The sequence below is a fragment of the Pseudoalteromonas aurantia 208 genome (assembly GCF_014858725.1).
In the GTDB taxonomy this organism is placed as follows: domain Bacteria; phylum Pseudomonadota; class Gammaproteobacteria; order Enterobacterales; family Alteromonadaceae; genus Pseudoalteromonas; species Pseudoalteromonas aurantia.
In genome coordinates this window covers 2,545,854-2,566,234 of the sequence record NZ_AQGV01000012.1, presented here as the reverse complement: position 1 = coordinate 2,566,234, position 20,381 = coordinate 2,545,854, and the positions used below count along the sequence as shown (strand labels likewise).

General features: G+C 41.0%; 15 protein-coding genes. 14 read left to right on the top strand and 1 reads right to left on the bottom strand.

What is annotated here, in order from left to right:
- Positions 1-263 precede the first annotated feature (263 nt).
- The 4 genes from PAUR_RS15015 to PAUR_RS15000 all read left to right on the top strand — a co-directional run bounded on the left by PAUR_RS15015 (position 264) and on the right by PAUR_RS15000 (position 5,896).
- On the top strand, positions 264-1,646 hold the full coding sequence (locus tag PAUR_RS15015) for a DEAD/DEAH box helicase (RefSeq protein WP_192508481.1): 1,383 nt from the start codon (positions 264-266) through the stop codon (positions 1,644-1,646).
- Between the two features lie 114 nt (positions 1,647-1,760).
- Positions 1,761-2,945 (top strand): cation:proton antiporter, encoded by a 1,185-nt coding sequence (locus tag PAUR_RS15010; RefSeq protein WP_192508598.1) that lies wholly within the window; start codon positions 1,761-1,763, stop codon positions 2,943-2,945.
- 118 nt (positions 2,946-3,063) lie between these two features.
- The gene (locus tag PAUR_RS15005) at positions 3,064-4,719 is read left to right on the top strand and encodes an alkaline phosphatase (RefSeq protein ID WP_192508480.1); all 1,656 of its coding nucleotides are present in this window, start codon (positions 3,064-3,066) and stop codon (positions 4,717-4,719) included.
- A gap of 97 nt (positions 4,720-4,816) precedes the next feature.
- Positions 4,817-5,896 carry a M12 family metallopeptidase gene (locus tag PAUR_RS15000; RefSeq protein ID WP_192508479.1) on the top strand — a complete coding sequence of 360 codons (1,080 nt, stop codon included), beginning with the start codon at positions 4,817-4,819 and terminating at the stop codon, positions 5,894-5,896.
- Here the strand turns inward: PAUR_RS15000 and PAUR_RS14995 are convergent.
- Entirely contained in the window at positions 5,893-8,949 is a 3,057-nt protein-coding gene (locus PAUR_RS14995; protein ID WP_192508478.1) for a bifunctional diguanylate cyclase/phosphodiesterase, read from the bottom strand. The two genes, PAUR_RS15000 and PAUR_RS14995, sit on opposite strands and share 4 nt — an antisense overlap.
- Before the next feature lie 399 nt (positions 8,950-9,348).
- Between PAUR_RS14995 and mraZ the strand changes: the two genes are divergently transcribed.
- The 10 genes from mraZ to murG are packed head-to-tail and all read left to right on the top strand — an operon-like array spanning position 9,349 to position 20,379.
- Complete coding sequence (mraZ, locus tag PAUR_RS14990) at positions 9,349-9,807, top strand: division/cell wall cluster transcriptional repressor MraZ (RefSeq protein ID WP_192508477.1); 459 nt, start codon at positions 9,349-9,351, stop codon at positions 9,805-9,807.
- Between the two features lie 23 nt (positions 9,808-9,830).
- Positions 9,831-10,766, top strand: a complete 936-nt coding sequence (gene rsmH, locus PAUR_RS14985; RefSeq protein WP_192508476.1) for a 16S rRNA (cytosine(1402)-N(4))-methyltransferase RsmH — start codon at positions 9,831-9,833, stop codon at positions 10,764-10,766.
- Positions 10,766-11,089, top strand: a complete 324-nt coding sequence (ftsL, locus tag PAUR_RS14980; RefSeq protein WP_192508475.1) for a cell division protein FtsL — start codon at positions 10,766-10,768, stop codon at positions 11,087-11,089. The genes rsmH and ftsL overlap by 1 nt, the downstream gene beginning before the upstream one ends.
- Positions 11,086-12,900, top strand: a complete 1,815-nt coding sequence (locus PAUR_RS14975; protein WP_192508474.1) for a penicillin-binding transpeptidase domain-containing protein — start codon at positions 11,086-11,088, stop codon at positions 12,898-12,900. Before ftsL ends, PAUR_RS14975 begins: the two co-directional genes overlap by 4 nt.
- Complete coding sequence (locus tag PAUR_RS14970; protein WP_192508597.1) at positions 12,893-14,356, top strand: UDP-N-acetylmuramoyl-L-alanyl-D-glutamate--2,6-diaminopimelate ligase; 1,464 nt, start codon at positions 12,893-12,895, stop codon at positions 14,354-14,356. The genes PAUR_RS14975 and PAUR_RS14970 overlap by 8 nt, the downstream gene beginning before the upstream one ends.
- On the top strand, positions 14,353-15,744 hold the full coding sequence (locus tag PAUR_RS14965) for a UDP-N-acetylmuramoyl-tripeptide--D-alanyl-D-alanine ligase (RefSeq protein ID WP_192508473.1): 1,392 nt from the start codon (positions 14,353-14,355) through the stop codon (positions 15,742-15,744). Before PAUR_RS14970 ends, PAUR_RS14965 begins: the two co-directional genes overlap by 4 nt.
- On the top strand, positions 15,738-16,820 hold the full coding sequence (mraY, locus tag PAUR_RS14960) for a phospho-N-acetylmuramoyl-pentapeptide-transferase (protein WP_192508472.1): 1,083 nt from the start codon (positions 15,738-15,740) through the stop codon (positions 16,818-16,820). Before PAUR_RS14965 ends, mraY begins: the two co-directional genes overlap by 7 nt.
- On the top strand, positions 16,821-18,146 hold the full coding sequence (murD, locus tag PAUR_RS14955) for a UDP-N-acetylmuramoyl-L-alanine--D-glutamate ligase (protein ID WP_192508471.1): 1,326 nt from the start codon (positions 16,821-16,823) through the stop codon (positions 18,144-18,146). It abuts the gene before it with no gap.
- Positions 18,143-19,318, top strand: a complete 1,176-nt coding sequence (ftsW, locus tag PAUR_RS14950) for a cell division protein FtsW (protein ID WP_192508470.1) — start codon at positions 18,143-18,145, stop codon at positions 19,316-19,318. The genes murD and ftsW overlap by 4 nt, the downstream gene beginning before the upstream one ends.
- Complete coding sequence (gene murG, locus PAUR_RS14945; RefSeq protein WP_192508469.1) at positions 19,315-20,379, top strand: undecaprenyldiphospho-muramoylpentapeptide beta-N-acetylglucosaminyltransferase; 1,065 nt, start codon at positions 19,315-19,317, stop codon at positions 20,377-20,379. The genes ftsW and murG overlap by 4 nt, the downstream gene beginning before the upstream one ends.
- Positions 20,380-20,381 lie beyond the last annotated feature (2 nt).

Below are 20,381 nucleotides of genomic sequence, written 5' to 3'. Positions count from 1 at the left end.
TGTAAGCTAAATGTTGATCAATTGTATTGTTGTAACCAAACTATCTATTTAGTCTAAAGAGGTTAATAAATATGGCAGAAAATAGGGGAATAGGTAGCGATCTGTTATACTTGATTTTCTTACAACAGCATCAAGATATTCAACAGCCTGTGTAAGTGCAGTCGGCTTAGCAGATGTCACATTTCTTTCATTTGTTAGGGCTTATGCCGCTGTGGTTTTCTTATCTATTTGTTGAAGATAAGCCCCAACACATGAGAGTTTAAATGACGTTTTCAGATTTGGGTTTGTCACCATCAATTGTTCAAAGTATTACAGATAAAGGCTATACAACACCAACAGCGATTCAAGCTAAAGGGATCCCTGCGGTTTTGTCAGGGCAAGATGTAATGGCTGCGGCACAAACAGGTACAGGTAAAACAGCTGCTTTTACGTTACCGCTTATCGAACAATTGTTAAAAGAAGACCGTCCACGTGCTAATCAAGCATTGGCGTTAGTGTTAGCTCCAACACGAGAGTTGGCTTTGCAAATAGCCGAAAACGTGGAAGCATATAGCCAAGGAACACGCTTACGTTCTGCGGTTGTATATGGTGGGGTGAAAATAAACCCTCAGATGATTCAATTGCGTAAAGGCGTGGATATTCTCATCGCTACGCCTGGGAGGTTACTTGATCTCTATAGCCAAAATGCTGTTAAGTTCAATCAATTACGTACATTGGTGCTGGATGAAGCCGATCGTATGCTTGATATGGGCTTTATTCATGATATTAAACGTATTATTAAGGTATTACCGAAAACGCGGCAGAACTTATTATTTTCAGCGACATTTTCAGATCCAATTCGTGAGTTAGCCAAAGGGCTGATTGTATCGCCAATTGAAATATCCGTGACACCAAAAAATGCAGCCTCGAAGACTGTGACTCAGTTTGCATATGCCGTAGATAAGCCCCAGAAAACTAGGCTATTGAGCCACCTAATTAGAACCAATAAATGGCAGCAAGTATTGGTGTTTTGTCGTACTAAGCATGGTGCAAACCGATTAGTCACGCAGTTAGAGCGAGATAAAATAACTGGAGCTGCAATTCATGGTAATAAATCTCAATCAGCACGCGTAAAAGCACTCAATGGGTTTAAAACAGGCGAAGTCAATGTGCTTGTGGCAACAGATATCGTCGCGCGCGGATTAGATATTGCAGAACTGCCTTATGTGGTTAATTATGACTTACCAAATATTTATGAGGATTATGTTCATCGTATAGGGCGTACTGGCCGAGCTGGAAGTGATGGTCAAGCAATTTCATTTGTAACGGCTGATGACGCTGCGGATCTGTATGGCATTGAACGTTTTATTGGCGCTTTGATCCCAAGAGCTGAAGAAGATGGCTTTTTACCGCAACACCCTGTTCCTGAAAAAGCATTGGATACACGCTCAGTGAAACCTAAAAAGGCAAAGAAACCGAAAACCCACAGTGATCAAGTTCAAGGGCAAAGTCCATCAAATAAAGCGAAGCAAGGACAAAGCAAGCATAAACCACGTGGAAATGGAGGAAGCTCAGCAAAGTCACACGTAAAAGCTGCAATTGATAATCCGACCAATGCCAAGCCTAAACGTCGACGTTTTTCGGCGCCCAAACCTAAGACGTCATAACCGCCAGTGAAACGTACTTAATATAGTGTGACGCAGCGATAAAATAAGGTGATTTAACTTGCTTATCATCATTATTCATTGATAGTAATAATAAACTACTTGATAAGGATAATGATGATTTATTATGTTTTGGCCAGCATAGGCCTTGTTCTGTTTATATATTCCATTAGTGTCCGGCAGCTTGCCAAGGCGGAAGTCACCGCCCCCATATTGTTTGTGTCATTTGGTGCATTACTCGCATTATTACTTCCTTATGAAGGCACTTCTACTCTGTTAGACGCCTCGATAGTTTTACCTATCGTTGAAGTTACATTGGCAGTGGTTCTTTTTAGTGACGCTGCAAAGACACGATTGCGTATACTTTATGAGTCCTATCAATTGCCGTTACGATTATTACTGATTGGGCTGCCTTTAACAGTGCTTTTTGGGGCTATATTTGCTTATTGGTTATTACCGATCACTTGGGTTGGAGCCACTTTACTGGCCGTGATCATTGCGCCTACCGATGCTGCTTTGTGTAAAGGATTTTTGATAGAAAAGCGGGTGCCAATAAGGTTAAGGGAAGCGACTAACGTAGAAAGTGGCTTAAATGATGGATTATGTGTACCGCTTTTTTTATTTATGTTGGGAATTTTTGTAAATTATGAGAGTGCCGAATTATCAACGCTATCTTGGTTGTTTTTCAGAGAGTTAAGCATAGCTTGTGTGATCGCAATCACGGTGACGTGGCTTTCAATTTTGCTTATAAAAAAGGCCAAGCATCACCATTTTTTTGCGACGACGACAAGTCCTTTTTTGTTTGTTGGTGTTGCATTACTTGTTTTTTCACTGGCACAAGCATTACATGGTAGTGGCTTTATTGCCGCTTTTGTAAGTGGTTTGCTATTTGACCGCTTTTATGATGACGAGGTGAAAGATCAATTGATTGAAGAGAGTGAGCATTTAGCCGATTTTGCGACATTATTAATATGGACGTTATTTGGTGTTGTATGCACTTCACTGTTGAGCAATGGGGTCAATGTTGATGCGATGGTGTTTGCTGTGTTAGCAATTTCAGTGGTCAGGGTACTTCCAGTAATGCTGAGCTTGCTGCACAGTGATACTACCATACATGAACGGCTCACGTTAGCGTGGTTTGGTCCTAAAGGGTTGGCAACGGTGGTTTTTACCCTAATGTTGTTATCAGTAATGACAGGAGAGGAAGGAGCACTAATTACTGAAGTCGCCATCTACAGTGTTTTACTGAGTATTTTCGTACACGGTATATCTACTCGGCCGGTTTCGTTGAGTTTTAAATGATTGGAGTAACTACTCAAAACGTCATGTAAATGAAATAAAAAAGTCATTATACGTCCCTAAAATGAGCATCGATTTTTAATTGCATAAAACTAATTTGCTCATACGTTACGGGAAGACCATGAAAAAGAAACTAATAACATTAGCAGTCTCTGCTGTTTTACTCACTGCATGCAACGATGATACTAAAACGGTTGAAGTGATCAAAGAAGTAGAAAAAGAGGTTATAAAAGAAGTTGCCCCCACACCAGTAACGTCAGTGAAAAATGTAATTTTAATGATTGGTGACGGCATGGGTGCACAGCAAGTTGGTTTACTGGAAGAGTATGCTCGCCGAGCGCCAAATTCGACTTATAACGCTCGTGGAAATCAAACGGCTTTATCCAAATTAGCAGACGCAGGGCACATGGGGCTTTCATTAAATGCTCCGCATGGGGAAAATGGCATGTTAGTGACAGACTCGGCATGTTCTGCGACACAATTGGCAACGGGTATGGCTGCTGGCTCTGAAATGATCGGTCTTGATGAGCAAGGTAACATTGTAGAAACTATTTTAGAAAAAGCGAAAAAAGCGGGTAAAGCAACAGGCTTGGTCTCAGATACACGTATTACTCATGCTACGCCAGCTGCATTTGCTGCGCACCAACCACATCGTTCTATGGAACCTGAGATTGCTGAACAACTCGTAAATACCGGTATGGTTGATGTCTTATTATCGGGCGGAGCACGAGTCTTTATTCCATCAGATATTAAAACAGATGAAGCAGATCAAAAAGTACTTGCTGATTTGGGGATGCCAGCGAGCGTATACAAAAAGTCGAAACGCAATGATGATAAAAATATTGTATTAGCTGCGAAAGAGCAATATGGGTACGCATTGGCTTTTGACAAAGCACAGTTGCAAAATAGTGATGCAGATAAGTTATTGGGCTTATTTGCAAATTCAGGTATGGATGATGGCATTGCATATAAAGCATGTCAGGCAAATAACAGTTGTACTCAGCCATCATTAAAAGAAATGACCGTTAAAGCATTGGATATTTTATCTAAAGATGAAGATGGATTTTTCTTAATGATTGAAGGTGGGCAAATAGATTGGGCTGGGCATGCAAACGATGCTGGCTGGATGCTTAATGAGCTTTTAAAGTTTGATGAAGCCGTTGAAGCTGTGCATGAGTGGGTCAAAGATCGTAATGACACATTAGTGGTGGTGACCGCAGATCATGAAACGGGGAGCTTTGGATTCAGTTATTCAAACGTCAATAAACCTGAACCGGTTTCCCTCCCAGGAGATGGTATGAATAATCGAGATTACAAGCCTAATTTTAATTTTGGATCTTTAAATATTCTGGATAATTTATACGAACAAAAAGGTACATTCTTCGATGTGATGGGAGCCGTTAATGCCGATACCGATTATAGTAATAGCACAGATGTACAGTGGCAAAAAGCCATAGAAGAATTGACACCATATACAGTCACATTAGAGCAAGCTGATAAAATTGATGAGTCGTATAAAGTAGGGGCTGATGATAAACCACTTCCTTATTTTAATGATTTTTCAGAGTTCTACGTATACGGTGGTGAAGATTTTACAGGTAAAATAGCGCGCGCAGTGGCGAGTCAGCAAAATGTTGTGTGGGGAACTGGTACGCATACAGCAGCACCAGTCCCTGTTTATGCTTTTGGTCCAGAAGGCGTCACTAAGCAGTTTTCTACTTTACAGCATCATGTTGATATTTCTAATAAAATGATGGCTGCGTTAGAACTTAAATAAAATATTAAAATAGTATTTTTTGAACGATTTTCTAGAAAATTAATAATTGTTTAATGTTTTCTGGTTATATTTAAACCTCATTTTATAGGGAGTTTTTATGAGGTTTAAATTTACATTTTTATTCTTGCTTTTATCTAGCCAAATTAATGCTAATAATAACGAATATATAATTGAGGGCGTTGATGAATTAGGTCAAGAAGTAAATCAGAAAATTAAAGTTGAAAATAAAAATGGAAAGATTTTATATCAAGGTGATATATTGGTTTCCGGTGTTAATATTAGAGATGTATTTGATATATCTCCTATGGCTATAGTAAAACCTAGCAATTATAGGTGGCGTAACGGAGATGATTCAATTGCTTATTTTCGATTTAACGGATTAGATTTTCGGCAGAGGCAGGCAGTATATCACGCAATGTCTGTTATTGAACGCTCTTCAGGAGTACGCTTCAAAGAGTCTCAATCAGAAAAGGATATCATCGAAATAGTTAAAAGCGGTGATAGTGAGTGCTATTCGCAAGTAGGTAAAGTAGGTGGGATACAAGAACTTGGGTTGGGTAATGGATGCTTTACAGGTAGTATTATCATCCATGAATTATTACATGCGCTAGGTTTTTGGCATGAGCAATCTCGCTCGGATAGAGACAACCACATTTTGATACATTGGGATAATATTCGAGAAGAAAAAAAGCATAACTTTAATAAACAAGTTGGTGGTAATCTTGGTAACTATGATTATAAGTCTATCATGCATTATTCGAACAATAGCTGGGCGATAGATAAAACCAAACCAACTATAACTGCGATAAGCGATCCCAACCTAATTTTAGGTAGCAATTCTTTAAGTAGTACAGATATTAGTACTTTACAGAATATGTATGGTGTTACGCCGAAGCTACGAGCAAGTTCCGGTCAATGTGGAGGAAACTACGATTTATATTGGAGTATGCCAAAACAAGGGGGTTACCATGAATATTATGCAGAAATTTACTTAGATAATGAATTCTATAGAGATAGTGACTTTAGATTCGGTGAGACATCAATAAAAATCTATTCTAATAGTAGTGTCAAAGTAAGATTATGTGAATCTGTTCAGGGATATTGTGGCACCTTTAGTAATACAGTGTACTTACCAAGAGATACATCAGATGATTGCGATAGAGGGCCAAGAGACTAACGTTCTTTTAGATATTTATTGAGTAACTTAATAAAACTATCTTTGGGCATGGGTTTAGCGTAATAAAACCCTTGCCCAAAATCACAGCCTGCTTGCAGTAACAATTGATGTTGAGTAGCTGTTTCAATCCCCTCTGCAATCACTTTTAAGCCCAATTGATGAGCCATCATTATCATCGCTTCACACAAAGCTAAATCGTCGGCACTGTTGGCAATTCCATCCACAAAGCGTTTGTCAATTTTAATGAAATCGGTATCCATCTGCTTCAAATAGGCGAGCGAGGAATAGCCAGTACCAAAGTCATCCAGCGCTAAAGCGAACCCTTGCTTAGTTAAAGCGGCTAGCCGCTGTTGGGTACGAGGCAGTGCATTCATCATTAGACCCTCGGTGATTTCAATAACGAACTGCTCAGCGGTTAACCCTTTGGCATTGAGTTGTTGATGCCAATTATTGAGGGTACTGTGCTTTGCCGTAAATTGAACCGGCGATACATTGATACTGAGCTGTACCTGATGACCTAATTGATTAAGGGTGCAGAGCGTCTCGCATGCACTATTGAATATAAACTCGCCCATACCGTGTATTAACTGAGTCTCTTCAGCCAAAGGAATAAATAGAGCTGGGCTGACGATTCCTTTATCGGGATGAAGCCAGCGGATCAGGGCTTCAGCTTTAACAATGGATTGGTCCGTCATTTTTACAATTGGTTGGTAATATAAAGCAAACTGCTGTTGAGCTAATGCGACCCGTAAATCTTTCAAAAGCGTCATTCGGTGCTCTGCTTGTTCACGCATTTGTGCATTGAAAAATGCAAATCCGTTTCGACCATGTTGTTTTGCTTCATACATAGCTTGATCAGCAGCTTTGAGTAGTAATTCACTGCTGTCACCATCACTGGGAGCATGTGCAATGCCAATACTTGCGCTAATATGGCACTGCTCATTGTCAATTTGAATACTGGGCTTTAGTTGAGCGAGTACGGCGTTTGCTAATTTAGTTAATGCGGTGGTGTGATTGGTGTTTGTGACCAATACAAATTCATCGCCGCCAATTCGAGAGATCAAACTACAAGAAGGTGTTAATGCTGTTAATCGGTTGGCAACCTCAGTTAATAATTTATCGCCGAAATAATGGCCTAGAGTGTCATTTATGTCTTTAAAGTGGTCCAAATCGAGTAAGAGTATTCCGACTTTTACTGCGGTATTTTCCAGTTGAATTTTTAAGTGTCGTTTTAGTTCTCTGCGGTTCGCAAGCTCGGTGAGTTGGTCAAAATGAGCTTGACGCCAGATTAATTCATCTTTGCGTTTGCGATCAGTAATATCTGTGAAAATAGCAACGCGACGATACGCTTCGTTATATTGATTATAGACGGTATTGATTGTTAACCACTCGGTGTAAAGCTCACCATCTTTACGGCGATTAATTATCTCGCCTTGCCAATATCCTTGCTCACATAATTGTTGCCACATTTGCGTATAAAAGTGTTTGTCATGCTTACCAGAACTTAAAATGCTGGTTGCTTTACCGAGGGCTTCTTCTCTTTTAAACCCTGTTACTTGGCTAAATGCTGGATTAGTGTCAAGAATAAAACCATTTGCATCAGTGATAACCATACACTCGCTGCTGTTATTATAAACAAGCGCAGCCAAGCTAATTGCTTCTTCGTGCTCTTTTCGCTGACTAATATCTCTTATCACTAAAATAGCCTGTTGGTGCTCACTTATGTGATTAATTCTGCACTCATAAATACGCTGTATGTTATCTGTATCTAAATGTGAAAACTCCAGTTGACTGTAAGGTTGCTCTTCTAATAACGCAAGTTGTGCCATGATGCGTTTAAAAACATGCTCGGGAAATATAACGTCAATTGAGGACGCTGATTTTGAAAATGGACCATGAGACATTAAAATTTCTCCGTCCTTATTTACTCGTAAGTAACTGTCTGGTAATGCAGTGAGCAAAGCGATTAATTCAGCATGTTTGTGAGTGAGTGCTTGCTCTGCATTGAGTCTTGTATGCGCCATGTGCTCAAATTGTTGTGTGATCACATAAAACTCAGGACTCGACTGTTTGTTTTCCCATTGAGCGATTTCACCTTTTGTTACTTGTGCTATCGCATCTTGAAGGGCTTTGAAAGGTTGTAGTAACACTCGGTTGAGTTGCCATTTAGCCTGCCAAATTATCAATAAAATAGCCAATATGAAGAGTATGAGTGTGGTTGCAACTTTACTGTTAGCTCGATTTACTGCATCTTCAAATGGCAGTGAAAAGTGGATATATAAGCTCGTTAAGGGTTTACTTTGCTCAAGAGGAAGCTGCAAATATATTCTGCTTTGGTCATTGCTATCTTTTAATACCTGTGCGGTATCCAAAGTGCTAGGCCAGAACTCTTTTAAAGGCCGGCCGAGTTGCGCTGGTTGAAACGGGTAGTGGGCAATAACATTATGTTGCGCATCACTTATCATAACCTCACTGTCAACGGGTAAAGAAAGCTTTGCAAGTGCATGACTCCACTTAGTGAGGGATTGAGCGACTACGATGGTGTGCCGAATATTATTATTTTCATCAATAACAGGTATCGCAAAGTTAACCGTGGCTTTGTTTAGTGATCTATCATGTTGAAATTGCCCGACAGCAAAACGTTTTGTTTTATTCGCATCTTGAAAGTATTTTCGGTCGCTGATATTGATTGGTTTTACGTTACTGACTATGGTGCATAATACATTCCCTTCTGGGGATACTATGCCAATATTTGCAATTCTTGAAGAGAGGGTTTGTGCATATCGTAAAATTGAAGGGCATTGCTCGGATATTGTGGTATTCAATTCTGGATGACGGGCGAGCTGGGAGAGTAGTGCTTTTGTTTCGCTAATGTCATTTTGTTGTACCGCGGCAATATGCTCCGCTAATAATATCGCTTTAAACTCACTTTGCTGTAGTATTTCTGAATGTTCTTCAAGTAATTGGGCTAAAATCACCAAAAGTCCAGGTACACAGATCACGATGAGTAATCGATAAAACCGGTACGGTATTGATAGATTTGAAATAATCATGCCTGTGAGTCATTTAATTGTGGTGTAATATAATACAAAGATTTAAGGAGGATGAGCAAATAAATCCGTATTAAGAATAGGGGAATATAGAATTTAATCTCTCTTTTGTGCTGTAACAGAGATTTGCAACCACACCAAATTTATTATTTTCAAGGTTTTATTATTTTGTAATTTTTTTGTTATCTGAAAACAATTTCTTATGCTTCCCACTTTTTCCCACCGAATTCATACACTTTCAGCAAAGCCGCATTTTTTCTGGGTTTTTAGCGCTTTACCAAAGAGCCTTTTGCTTGACAAAAACAGCTGTCAAGCCCTAAACTAACCTATCGTGGTAAAAAGTGGTTTTTAGTGGATCAAATTGGATCTTAGAGCAAAATAAAGGTCCACGGTAGGGGCAAGATGTTTAAAGGTGCGAGTTCACTGAGTTTGGACGATAAAGGCAGATTTGCGGTACCTACGAAGTATCGGCAAATGCTTATGTCCGAAGAACAGGGTTCACTTATTTGCACTATTGCTATCAATGAGCCTTGTTTGTGGCTGTATCCAATGAGTGAGTGGTATGAAATAGAAGCTCGCTTACAAAAACTTTCCAATATGAATCCTAGAGCGAGACGTTTACAACGTATGCTGCTGGGCCACGCAACTGAATATCAATTAGACAAAAATGGTCGGGTTTTGCTAGCGCCTTCTTTGCGGACGCACGCAGGGTTGAATAAAAAGGTCATGCTGGTAGGGCTATTAAACAAGTTTGAGATTTGGGATGAAGAACGATGGCATCAACAGATGCAACTTGATACTGATATTGAACGCAGTGGAGAGTTTGAGTCTAACTCCGAATTTGATAATTTTTCGCTGTAAGAATAAAAAGGCAAAATTTGAGCATGACAGCACAATTTCAACATGTATCAGTGTTAATGCAAGAAACTCTTGATGCACTCGCAATCGATCCAAATGGTACTTACATAGATGGTACATTCGGTCGAGGCGGACATTCAGGCCAAATATTGGCACGTTTGGGGGAACAAGGGTGCCTGCAAGCAATAGACCAAGATCCACAAGCGATTGCGGCTGCAGAGAAGTTTGCTAACGACCCCCGATTTGCGATTGCTCATACTCGGTTTTCAAATATAAATGATGTGGCTGAAAAAGCTGATTTACTGGGCAAAGTGGATGGAATTTTATTAGATATTGGAGTCTCATCTCCCCAATTAGATGATGCAGATCGAGGGTTTAGTTTTATGAAAGACGGGCCACTTGATATGAGAATGGATCCAACCTCGGGACGAAGCGCAGCACAGTGGTTAGCTGAAGCAGAACTTGAAGACATTACTTTTGTGATAAAAAAGTATGGTGAAGAGAAGTTTGGACGAAGAATTGCCCATAAAATTATTGAAACGCGTGATGAAACTCCAATTTTAACGACAAAGCAATTGGCAGACTTGGTGGATGAGGCGGTGCCGGTTAAAGATAAACATAAACATCCAGCTACGCGCACGTTCCAAGCTATCCGTATTTATATTAATAGTGAATTGGAAGAGATTCAAACGGCATTACAGGCGTCTCTTAATGTGCTCAAACCTGGCGGGAGACTGGTTGTGATTTCATTCCATTCACTAGAAGATCGTATCGTTAAACAATTTATTAAAAAGCAAAGTAAAGGAGAGGCTTTACCTAGAGGGTTACCTTTGACTGATGCTCAATTAAAACAAAATTTAACTTTAAAAGCGCTTGGTAAAGCAATTAAACCCAGTGCAGAAGAAATTAGTGAGAACCCAAGGTCTCGCAGTTCGGTACTAAGGGTGGCGCAAAAGCTGTAATGAGTAAAGTGGTAGATAGGCAGCCAAAACTTTTTTCTGAGATGCTTTTTAGCTTATTTTCGAACAAGCTAACTTTATTGCTGCTGCTATTAACTTTTGTATCGGCATTGGTTGTTGTGCAAGTAACACATTTTGCTAGGCAGCAATTAATAGATCAAGATGTTTTGTTGCAACAACGGGATGAGCTTGACCTACAATGGCGGTACTTGCTGGTTGAAGAAGAGTTTTACTCTCAACATGCTCGCATTGAAGAAATAGCTAAAACCCAGTTAAAAATGAAGCGGCCAACCAGTAAAGATGAACAAGTTGTGGTATTGCAATGATGAAGCCTAAAAATACATCCGTAAATTTGATAACTTGGCGCTTTGCGCTGGTATGTGTTGTTTTGGTTTTGGTGTTTATTACTTTAATGGCAAGAGCGGCTTATTTACAAGTAATAGAACCAGATAAAGCGCGAGCTGAAAATGCCAAACGTACGGTACGTGTTGAAAAACTCACCGTGCAGCGAGGTATGATTTTTGATCGTAATGGCAAAGAGTTAGCAGTCAGTGTACCTGTTGTGAGCGTTTATGCGGATCCATTAGCGTTAGATAAATCGATCGCAAAGAAAGTACTTAGAGCAGCACGTAAAAAAGGCGAAGACCATAAAGCGTTAGCACTTGATGAAGCCACCTTATCATTTAGAAAGCAGCAGTGGTATGAACAAGATTTACGCTGGCGAGAGCTGGCTGATGTACTTCAGATTGCGAATGATAAAGTCGACACACGTTTACGTGACAATACCAGCCGGCGTTTTGTGTACTTAAAACGTCAAGTGACCCCCGCAGTCGCCAATTATATTCGCCAACTTAAATTACCAGGCATTCATTTACTTGATGAATCAAAGCGCTTTTACCCGAGTGGTGAAGTTACAGCCCATATTTTAGGTTTTACCAATATTGATGGCGTTGGGATTGAAGGTGTAGAAAAGCTGTTTGAAAATGCATTAACGGGCGCGGAAGGGCAGCGTACTATTCGTAAAGATGCGCAAGGCCGAGAAGTGCAAGTTTTATCAGAAGAGCAACGCGTAGAGCCTGAAAGTATCGAGTTGAGTATTGATTTGCGAATTCAAGCAATTGCTTATAAAGCACTAAAGAGTGCAGTGCTTAGCTATAAGGCGACTTCAGGTTCTGCCATGGTTGTTGATGTAACAACGGGTGAAGTGCTTGCTATGGTTAATAGCCCAAGTTTTAATCCTAATGATATGCGAGATGCGGCTCCTTATAAGCGCAGAAACCGAGCAATAACCGATTTATTTGAGCCCGGTTCGACCTTAAAGCCATTGGCAATACTTGCGGGGCTCGATTATGGCGCGATAGCAATGGATGATACCGTAAATACATATCCAGGGTGGATGCGTTTAGGTGGCAGTCTTGTAAAAGATACGCGTAACCACGGTGAAATGTCATTAAGAGAGATCTTAAAAGTATCATCTAATATGGGGGTTGCAAAAATTAGTCAAATGTTACCTAAAGAATACTTAGTCGGATTATATCAAAAAGTAGGGTTTGGTCAGGATACGGGCACGTTGATGGTGGGCGAGAGTAGTGGACTGTTTTACCCAAATCGCCGTTGGTCTGATTTTGAAATTGCCACGTTAGCATACGGTTATGCGGTATCTGCAAGTACCGCACAAATTGCGCGTTTATACGCCACATTCGGTGCCGGAGGTGTTTCTCGCCCTTTAACCATATTGAAACAACAAAAGCCACAACAGGGGCAACGGGTATTTAAAGAAGAAGACGTAAAAGCCGTTGTTACAATGATGGAATCAGTATTTGAAAAAGGTGGCACGGCTGCCAATGTGACTGTTGATGGTTATCGAGCCGCGGGGAAAACAGGTACGTCTAAAAAAGCAGTCGCAGGTGGGTATGGTGATGAGTATGTTGGCTACTTCGCTGGTGTAGCGCCAGTAAGCGATCCTCGCTTGGCTGTTGTGGTGATGGTGAATGAGCCAGGAGACGACATTTATTACGGAGGCCAAACTTCAGGCCCTGCATTTGCTGAAATTATGTCGAACTCGCTACGTATTCTCAATGTCGCTCCAGATAAAGAGCGTGTGGCGTATGTGGCGGAGTTAAAAAATGATGCGTAATTTAACGACTGTGCTTAATAGTTTTTGTACTGAGGGGCCTCCAATTATGATTCGTGATTTGCGAATTGATAGCAGGGAGATCGATGCTGGCGATGCATTTATTGCGTTACGAGGCCATGAACAAAATGGTGAAGACTATATTGAAGCAGCACTACACCAGGGAGCGCATTGTGTTCTGGTTGATAGCAGTTGCGAAGTATTAAGGCATGATAAGCGGGTTGTTCGTATCACCGCACTCAAGGATAACATAGCTCAAATAGCCGCTGATTTTTACGATAAGCCCAGTGAACGCGTTAAATTAATTGGTGTAACTGGCACGAATGGAAAGTCTACGACGACCGCGATGATAGCCAGTTTAGCCCAATGCTGCGATGTGAAATCGGCTGTTATTGGTACTTTGGGTTATGGGGACATTGAATGTTTAACTCCACTTGCTAACACAACTCCATCCCATATTGACTTACAGCGGATTCTCGCCAAATTGAGTGAGAATAATAAGTTGGTTGCGATGGAGGTTTCTTCGCATGGATTGGCACAAAATAGGGTTGCTAGTAGCCATTTTGAAGTTGCTGTTTTTACCAATTTGTCTCGTGATCATTTAGATTATCATGGCTCGATGCAGGCGTATGCTGATGCGAAATTGACACTTTTTCAGCAATGCCAACCGAAAATATGTGTGATAAATGCGGATGATGCATTTGCTCAGCAGTGGTTGAAAGAACACGAATTCAAAAACTTAGTGGTGTTTGGAGAAAAGCCTAAATCACATATATTCTCTCATTATGTGTGGTTTGATGATGTTATTTACTCACAATTTGGTATACAAGCCACAATAACGTCCAGTTGGGGTTGTGGCGTTATAAAACTTCCGTTATTTGGGCTATTTAATTTATATAACCTCGTCGCGTCTTTGGCTGCACTGTTGGCTCAAGGTTATGACTTTGAAATGTTGCTTAATGCAGCATCTACATTACAGCCTATACCTGGACGGATGGAAGCGGTGTTTACTGAAGGTAAACCGACATGTGTAGTGGATTATGCCCATACACCAGATGCTTTAGCCTTGGCATTACAAGCGTTACAACAGCATGTACCTGGTAATGTGGTCTGCGTGTTTGGATGTGGTGGAGACAGAGATCGGGGCAAACGCGCTTTAATGGCAAAAGCCGCGGAACAATATGCTAATAAAGTCATTATTACCAGCGACAATCCGCGCAGTGAAAACCCCGAACAAATCATCGCAGATGTTAAGGCTGGGCTCAGTCAACCTCAGTATGCTTATTGCCAGTCAGACCGAGCATTAGCCATACGTTATGCGATAGAGCAATCCGCAAGTAGTAGCGTGGTGTTAATTGCAGGAAAAGGTCACGAAGATTACCAAATTATAGGAAAACAACGTTTTCCGTTTTGTGATAGACAATGGGCTAAAACAATTTTAAAAGGGGAAAGTGCGTGATCAAAGTGGATTTCACTTGGCTTGCTAATGTACTAAATGCCTCTTTCGATGGGGAAAACCGAGCTGTCGGTAATATAAACACAGACACAAGAACTATAACGAATAATGATGTATTTTTGGCGCTAAGAGGCCCTAATTTTGATGGGCACAAATTTGTTCGTCAAGCACAAGAAAAAGGTGCGATTGCAGTCATTGTTGATACATTAACTGAATGTGATATTCCTCAGTTTGTGGTCCAAGATACACGCTTGGCGTTGGGGGAGTTAGGCAAGGCTGTTATGAGTCAGGTTGCCCCAAAAACTATCGCAATTACAGGTAGTGTTGGTAAAACGACGGTAAAGGAAATGTGCGCGGCAGTGTTATCACGACGTGGTAATGTGCTAGCAACAGCGGGCAATTTCAATAATGATATTGGCGTACCGCTAACACTGTTGAGACTTAATGAGGCGCATGAATATGCCGTTATTGAACTCGGTGCAAACCACATTGGTGAAATCGCTTATACCACAGCATTAACGCAGCCCGATGTGGCTGTAGTCTGTAATGTTGCACCAGCACACATTGAAGGGTTTGGCTCCATCGAAGGTGTTGGCCAAGCTAAAGGCGAAATTTATTCGGGATTAAAATCACATGGTGTTGCGATCATTAACTGTGACAGTGAGTTCGCATCGATGTGGCAAGACTCCATTGCGGGTAAAGAACAAGTTCGTTTTTCATTATCGGAACAGCTTGATATTTGGGTTGAAGACGTAGCGCTTGATAATATGGCCCATGCTAGCTTTTTGCTGTGTTCGCCAACTGACAGAGTGTCAGTAACCTTACCATTACCAGGGGAGCATAATGTGATGAATGCAGTTATTTGTGCTGCATTAACTATGCAATTAGGAGCGAGCTTAAGCGATGTTGCTGAAGGTATTTCGCATATGAACGCACCAAAAGGGCGAGTTAACTTAATAAAAGTTCACGAGACATTAACCGTTATTGACGATACATATAATGCTAATGTGCGCTCAGTCAAAGCTGCTATTGATTTATTAACAAAAATGCCGGGGTATCACATTTTTGCTTTGGGAGATATGGGAGAGCTTGGTGAGCAATCCCGTGAATATCACGAAGAAGTAGGGGTGTATGCACAGCAAAAAGGTATAAATGAGTTATTGACTTTAGGGGTGTTAAGTCGTTATGCCAGCGATATTTTTGAAGATAATGGCAAACATTTCTCAACCCGAGAGCATTTATTACAAGCGGTAAAGCATAGTCTTGCTACACGGCAAGAGCATTGCACCGTGGTAGTGAAAGGATCGCGCAGTTCTCGTATGGAATTATTGGTAGCAGAATTAGTCGACAGTGGCCGTAAAACAGGCACTGATGGAGCATCAGTATGTTAGTTTGGTTAGCTGAATATTTAACGCAGTACTACAGTGGTTTTAATGTTTTTTCTTATTTAACTTTACGCGCGATACTAGGGATTTTAACGGCGTTATTTATTTCATTGTATTTTGGCCCTAAGTTAATTCGGGCATTACAACGGATGCAAATAGGGCAAACAGTTCGTGATGATGGACCTGAATCTCACTTATCTAAATCAGGTACTCCTACTATGGGCGGGTTGTTAATATTAGCCGCTATTTTTATTAGTACGTTAATGTGGGGAGATTTAGACAACAAATATGTGTGGGTGACGCTTTTTGTCGTGGGGAGTTTGGGGATTGTTGGCTTTGTAGATGATTATCGTAAGGTGATCCGAAAAGACAGCAAAGGGCTGATAGCTCGATGGAAATACTTTTGGCAATCAGTGATAGCTATTAGTGTGGCAAGTTTTATGTATTTCACCTCAAACTCAGCTGCTGAAACCGTACTGGTCGTGCCATTTTTAAAAGATGTCATGCCTCAATTAGGCTTATTTTATTTAGTGATGAGTTACTTTGTTATTGTGGGAACATCGAACGCGGTTAATTTAACCGACGGTTTAGATGGGTTAGCTATTGTGCCGACAATATTAGTCGCAGCTGCGCTAGCCATCATTGCTTATGTAACTGGTAACGTTAATTTTTCAAATTACCTCCATATTCCTCATATACCATTGGCATCAGAACTTGTTGTAGTGTGTACCGCTATTGTTGGAGCCGGTTTGGGCTTTTTATGGTTTAACACCTATCCTGCACAGGTGTTTATGGGCGATGTTGGTTCATTGGCCTTAGGTGGTGCTCTTGGGATTATAGCCATTTTAGTTCGTCAAGAATTAGTGTTGCTCATCATGGGCGGTGTATTTGTTATGGAGGCATTGTCGGTTATTTTACAAGTCGGCTCATATAAATTACGGGGACAGCGAATTTTTAGAATGGCACCAATTCATCATCATTACGAGCTTAAAGGTTGGCCTGAGCCTCGGGTGATTGTGCGGTTTTGGATTATCTCAATAATTTTAGTTTTAGCTGGCTTAGCAACTTTAAAGATTCGATAGATGCAATATTTAGATGAACTGAAAGACAAAAAAATAACAGTGCTTGGGCTCGGTGTTACTGGCCTGGGCATTGTGCGCTTTCTGTTGTCGCATCAAGTCACACCAAAAGTCGTTGATAGCCGTGCAGTCCCCCCTGGAGCTGATTGGTTAGCAGACAATGCACCTGAATGTGAAGCTGTATTTGGACCACTGGCAGAAGCAGGTTTATCTTATGCGGATATGGTGATAATTAGCCCTGGTATAGCTTTGTATGAAAGCAGTGTCGCGCATGCGATTGCTGCTGGTGTCGAAGTTATTGGTGATATTGAACTATTTGCTCGATTGAATAACACCCCTGTTGTCGCTGTGACTGGTTCAAATGGTAAGTCTACGGTTGTTAGTCTAGCGACTGAGGTATTTAAAGCAGCAGGCTTACACGTTGGCTTAGGTGGTAATATTGGTACGTCGGTTTTGGCTCTATTAGATACGACATATGATGTGGTTGTATTGGAGCTATCTAGCTTTCAACTGGAAACCACTGCTAGTTTAGAGTGTCGTTCGGCCATGATACTCAATGTGACTGAAGATCATATGGATAGGTACCCAAACTTTGCTGGGTATTGTGCGGCTAAACAGCGAATTTATAAGCATGTTGAGCATGTGGTATTTAATGCGGATGATGCTCTTACACTTTCAAATGACCATAAAGGCACCAGCGTTTCAATAGACGGTGGGGACTATAGTATTGCAACGGTTAATGGGGTCGCGCAATTTTCTGCTCACGGTAAAACCCTGTTACCTGTTAGCACATTAAATATGTTAGGTCGACATAATCAATTTAATGCACTTGCTGTATTGGCATTATTGGCACCGTTTAATTTATCAATGAACGCTTTTGCATCTGCTTTTAGTACATTTAAAGGGTTAGAACACCGCTGCCAGCTAGTGACGGAGTATAACGGTGTTCGCTATTTTAATGATTCAAAAGCAACTAATGTGGGCGCAACAGTCGCAGCTCTTGAAAGTTTGCATAATGAGCAAGGAAAGATTTTATTGATCCTAGGTGGAGATGCCAAAGGCGCCGACCTGCAACCTCTTATGGCACCGTTACAGAAGTACTGCAAAGCGATCTTTTGTTTTGGTAAAGATGGTGCGCAGTTTTTGAGGTTACATGAACAGGCGAACCTGGTCAGTGGTTTAGATGAAGCGGTTCATAAAGCGTCATCTATTGCAAGTGATGGCGATAGCATATTGCTGGCGCCAGCGTGTGCCAGTATTGATATGTATCCAAATTATATGGTGCGTGGCGAAGCATTTTGTAAACTCGTGATGGAGCTTGACGTATGAGCAGACTGTCACAACTCAAATTAGCTTTAACACCGCGTCAATCAGATGCTTTGTTTGATGTACCGTTGTTTTATAGCATGTTGTGTCTCATAGGTGTGGGCTTTGTTATGGTAACGAGTGCATCAATGCCAGTAGCAGAGCGGCTTTTCAATAATCCTTACCATATTAGTATTCGACATGGCGTGTTTTTGGGAATGGGACTCTTTCTATTCTGGGCTACAACTAGTGCACCAATGACGTGGTGGAAGCGTTGTAATCCATACTTATTATTACTTGGGTTGGGCTTATTGGTACTCGTCTTATTAGTAGGCCGGGAAGTGAATGGTTCTAAACGCTGGATCCCAGTTGGACCTGTTGGAGTACAAGCTGCTGAATTAGCTAAGCTCTTTTTTTTCAGTTATATAGCAGGTTACTTAGTCCGAAAAAAAGAAGAAGTACAAGAGAACTTAAAAGGGTTTGCAAAGCCAATAGCTGTTTTTGCTGTATATGCTTTTTTAATTTTAATGCAGCCAGACTTAGGTACCGTGGTCGTGATGTTTGTGACGACAGTTGGTTTACTTTTTTTAGCTGGCGCAAAATTATGGCAGTTTTTTGCATTGATATTAACTGGTGTTTTTTTAGTTGTTTTATTGATCATTTTTGAGCCTTATCGTATGGCAAGAGTCGTGGGGTTTTTAGAGCCATGGGATGATCCATTTGGCAAAGGCTACCAACTTGTTCAATCTTTAATGGCGTACGGGCAAGGTGGCTGGTTTGGTCAAGGGTTAGGAAATAGCGTACAAAAGTTACAATATTTACCTGAAGCACATAACGATTTCATTTTTGCAGTGATAGCAGAAGAGTTAGGGTTTATCGGCGTTGTTAGTATTATCCTACTGTTGGGTTGTCTTGTGTTTAGGGCATTATTGATTGGTCAGAAAGCCTTAAAGCATAACAAAGAATATGAAGGCTATTTTGCGCTAGCTATTGGAATTTGGTTTGCATTTCAAACCATGGTTAATATCGGAGCGAGTGCCGGTATTTTGCCAACAAAGGGGTTAACGTTACCATTTGTATCTTATGGAGGCTCTAGCTTACTAGTGATGGTGGTTGCTGCCGGTGTTTTGCAACGAGTGGACTTTGAAACGAAAATGTCGACTAAGCAAGCGACGTCCAGAGGAAATAAACGATGAGTAAACGCTTATTGGTGGTTGCTGGTGGCACAGGAGGTCATATATTCCCTGGTATTGCTGTTGCAAATGAACTCAAATCCCAAGGTTGGGAAGTCTCTTGGATAGGAACGGCGGATCGCATGGAATCTGAGGTAGTACCTAAACATGGAATTGACATTGATTTTATTCGTGTTCAAGGTTTGCGTGGCAATGGAGTTAAACGATTAATTAAAGCCCCATTTTTGGTGATAAAAGCAGTTCTTGATGCACGTAAGGTAATAAAAGCTCGCCGACCAGATGTGGTACTCGCGATGGGAGGATATGTAACGGGCCCTGTTGGTATTGCTGCTAGGTCTTTAGCTGTGCCATTGATAATTCATGAGCAAAATGCAGTTGCAGGGTTAAGTAACCGACTATTAGCAAAAATTGCTGATGTTGTGCTGAGTGCCTTTCCAAGTGCGTTTAAAACAGCGCATAGTAAAGTGGTAGGAAACCCAGTTAGGGCCTCAGTTTCGCAGTTACAACCAAAACAAACGGTGCAACAGATTAACTGTTTAGTTATGGGGGGCTCATTAGGTGCGAAAGTCTTAAACGATACTTTGCCTGATGTTTTTGCGAAGTTACAAACAAAAACTGAGCTGCCTTTATTGGTTAAACATCAAAGCGGGAAAGGTGAAAGTAGTACATTGCAGTATCGTTATGATAATGCGGGTGTTACGGCTGAAGCCGTCGATTTTATTGATGATATAGATAAGGCTTATGAGTGGGCTGACATTGTAATCTGCCGTTCTGGTGCGTTAACGGTGAGTGAGGTTGCTGCCGCGGGCAAGATGGCGCTGTTTATTCCTTACCCGCATGCGGTTGATGACCATCAAACTGCTAATGCAAACTATTTAGTTAAAGGTGAAGCTGCGCTGATTATGCCGCAGTCTCAATTTGAATCTGCAGCGATTATCAAGATGTTGTTACCATTTATTTTACAGCCTCATTTGATTACCGAAGTAGCTAAAAAAGCTAAAAATCTAGCTGAATTAGATGCTACGCGTTCAGTAGCCCAAGAGTGTGTGCAATTAAGTCGTTAGTT

Bases quoted from the DNA above. Each gene is read 5' to 3' on its own strand.
- PAUR_RS15015 (WP_192508481.1), top strand. From the start codon at position 264: ATGACGTTTTCAGATTTGGGTTTGTCACCATCAATTGTTCAAAGTATT.
- PAUR_RS15010 (WP_192508598.1), top strand. From the start codon at position 1,761: ATGATTTATTATGTTTTGGCCAGCATAGGCCTTGTTCTGTTTATATAT.
- PAUR_RS15005 (WP_192508480.1), top strand. From the start codon at position 3,064: ATGAAAAAGAAACTAATAACATTAGCAGTCTCTGCTGTTTTACTCACT.
- PAUR_RS15000 (WP_192508479.1), top strand. From the start codon at position 4,817: ATGAGGTTTAAATTTACATTTTTATTCTTGCTTTTATCTAGCCAAATT.
- PAUR_RS14995 (WP_192508478.1), bottom strand. From the start codon at position 8,949: ATGATTATTTCAAATCTATCAATACCGTACCGGTTTTATCGATTACTC.
- mraZ (WP_192508477.1), top strand. From the start codon at position 9,349: ATGTTTAAAGGTGCGAGTTCACTGAGTTTGGACGATAAAGGCAGATTT.
- rsmH (WP_192508476.1), top strand. From the start codon at position 9,831: ATGACAGCACAATTTCAACATGTATCAGTGTTAATGCAAGAAACTCTT.
- ftsL (WP_192508475.1), top strand. From the start codon at position 10,766: ATGAGTAAAGTGGTAGATAGGCAGCCAAAACTTTTTTCTGAGATGCTT.
- PAUR_RS14975 (WP_192508474.1), top strand. From the start codon at position 11,086: ATGATGAAGCCTAAAAATACATCCGTAAATTTGATAACTTGGCGCTTT.
- PAUR_RS14970 (WP_192508597.1), top strand. From the start codon at position 12,893: ATGCGTAATTTAACGACTGTGCTTAATAGTTTTTGTACTGAGGGGCCT.
- mraY (WP_192508472.1), top strand. From the start codon at position 15,738: ATGTTAGTTTGGTTAGCTGAATATTTAACGCAGTACTACAGTGGTTTT.
- murD (WP_192508471.1), top strand. From the start codon at position 16,821: ATGCAATATTTAGATGAACTGAAAGACAAAAAAATAACAGTGCTTGGG.
- ftsW (WP_192508470.1), top strand. From the start codon at position 18,143: ATGAGCAGACTGTCACAACTCAAATTAGCTTTAACACCGCGTCAATCA.
- murG (WP_192508469.1), top strand. From the start codon at position 19,315: ATGAGTAAACGCTTATTGGTGGTTGCTGGTGGCACAGGAGGTCATATA.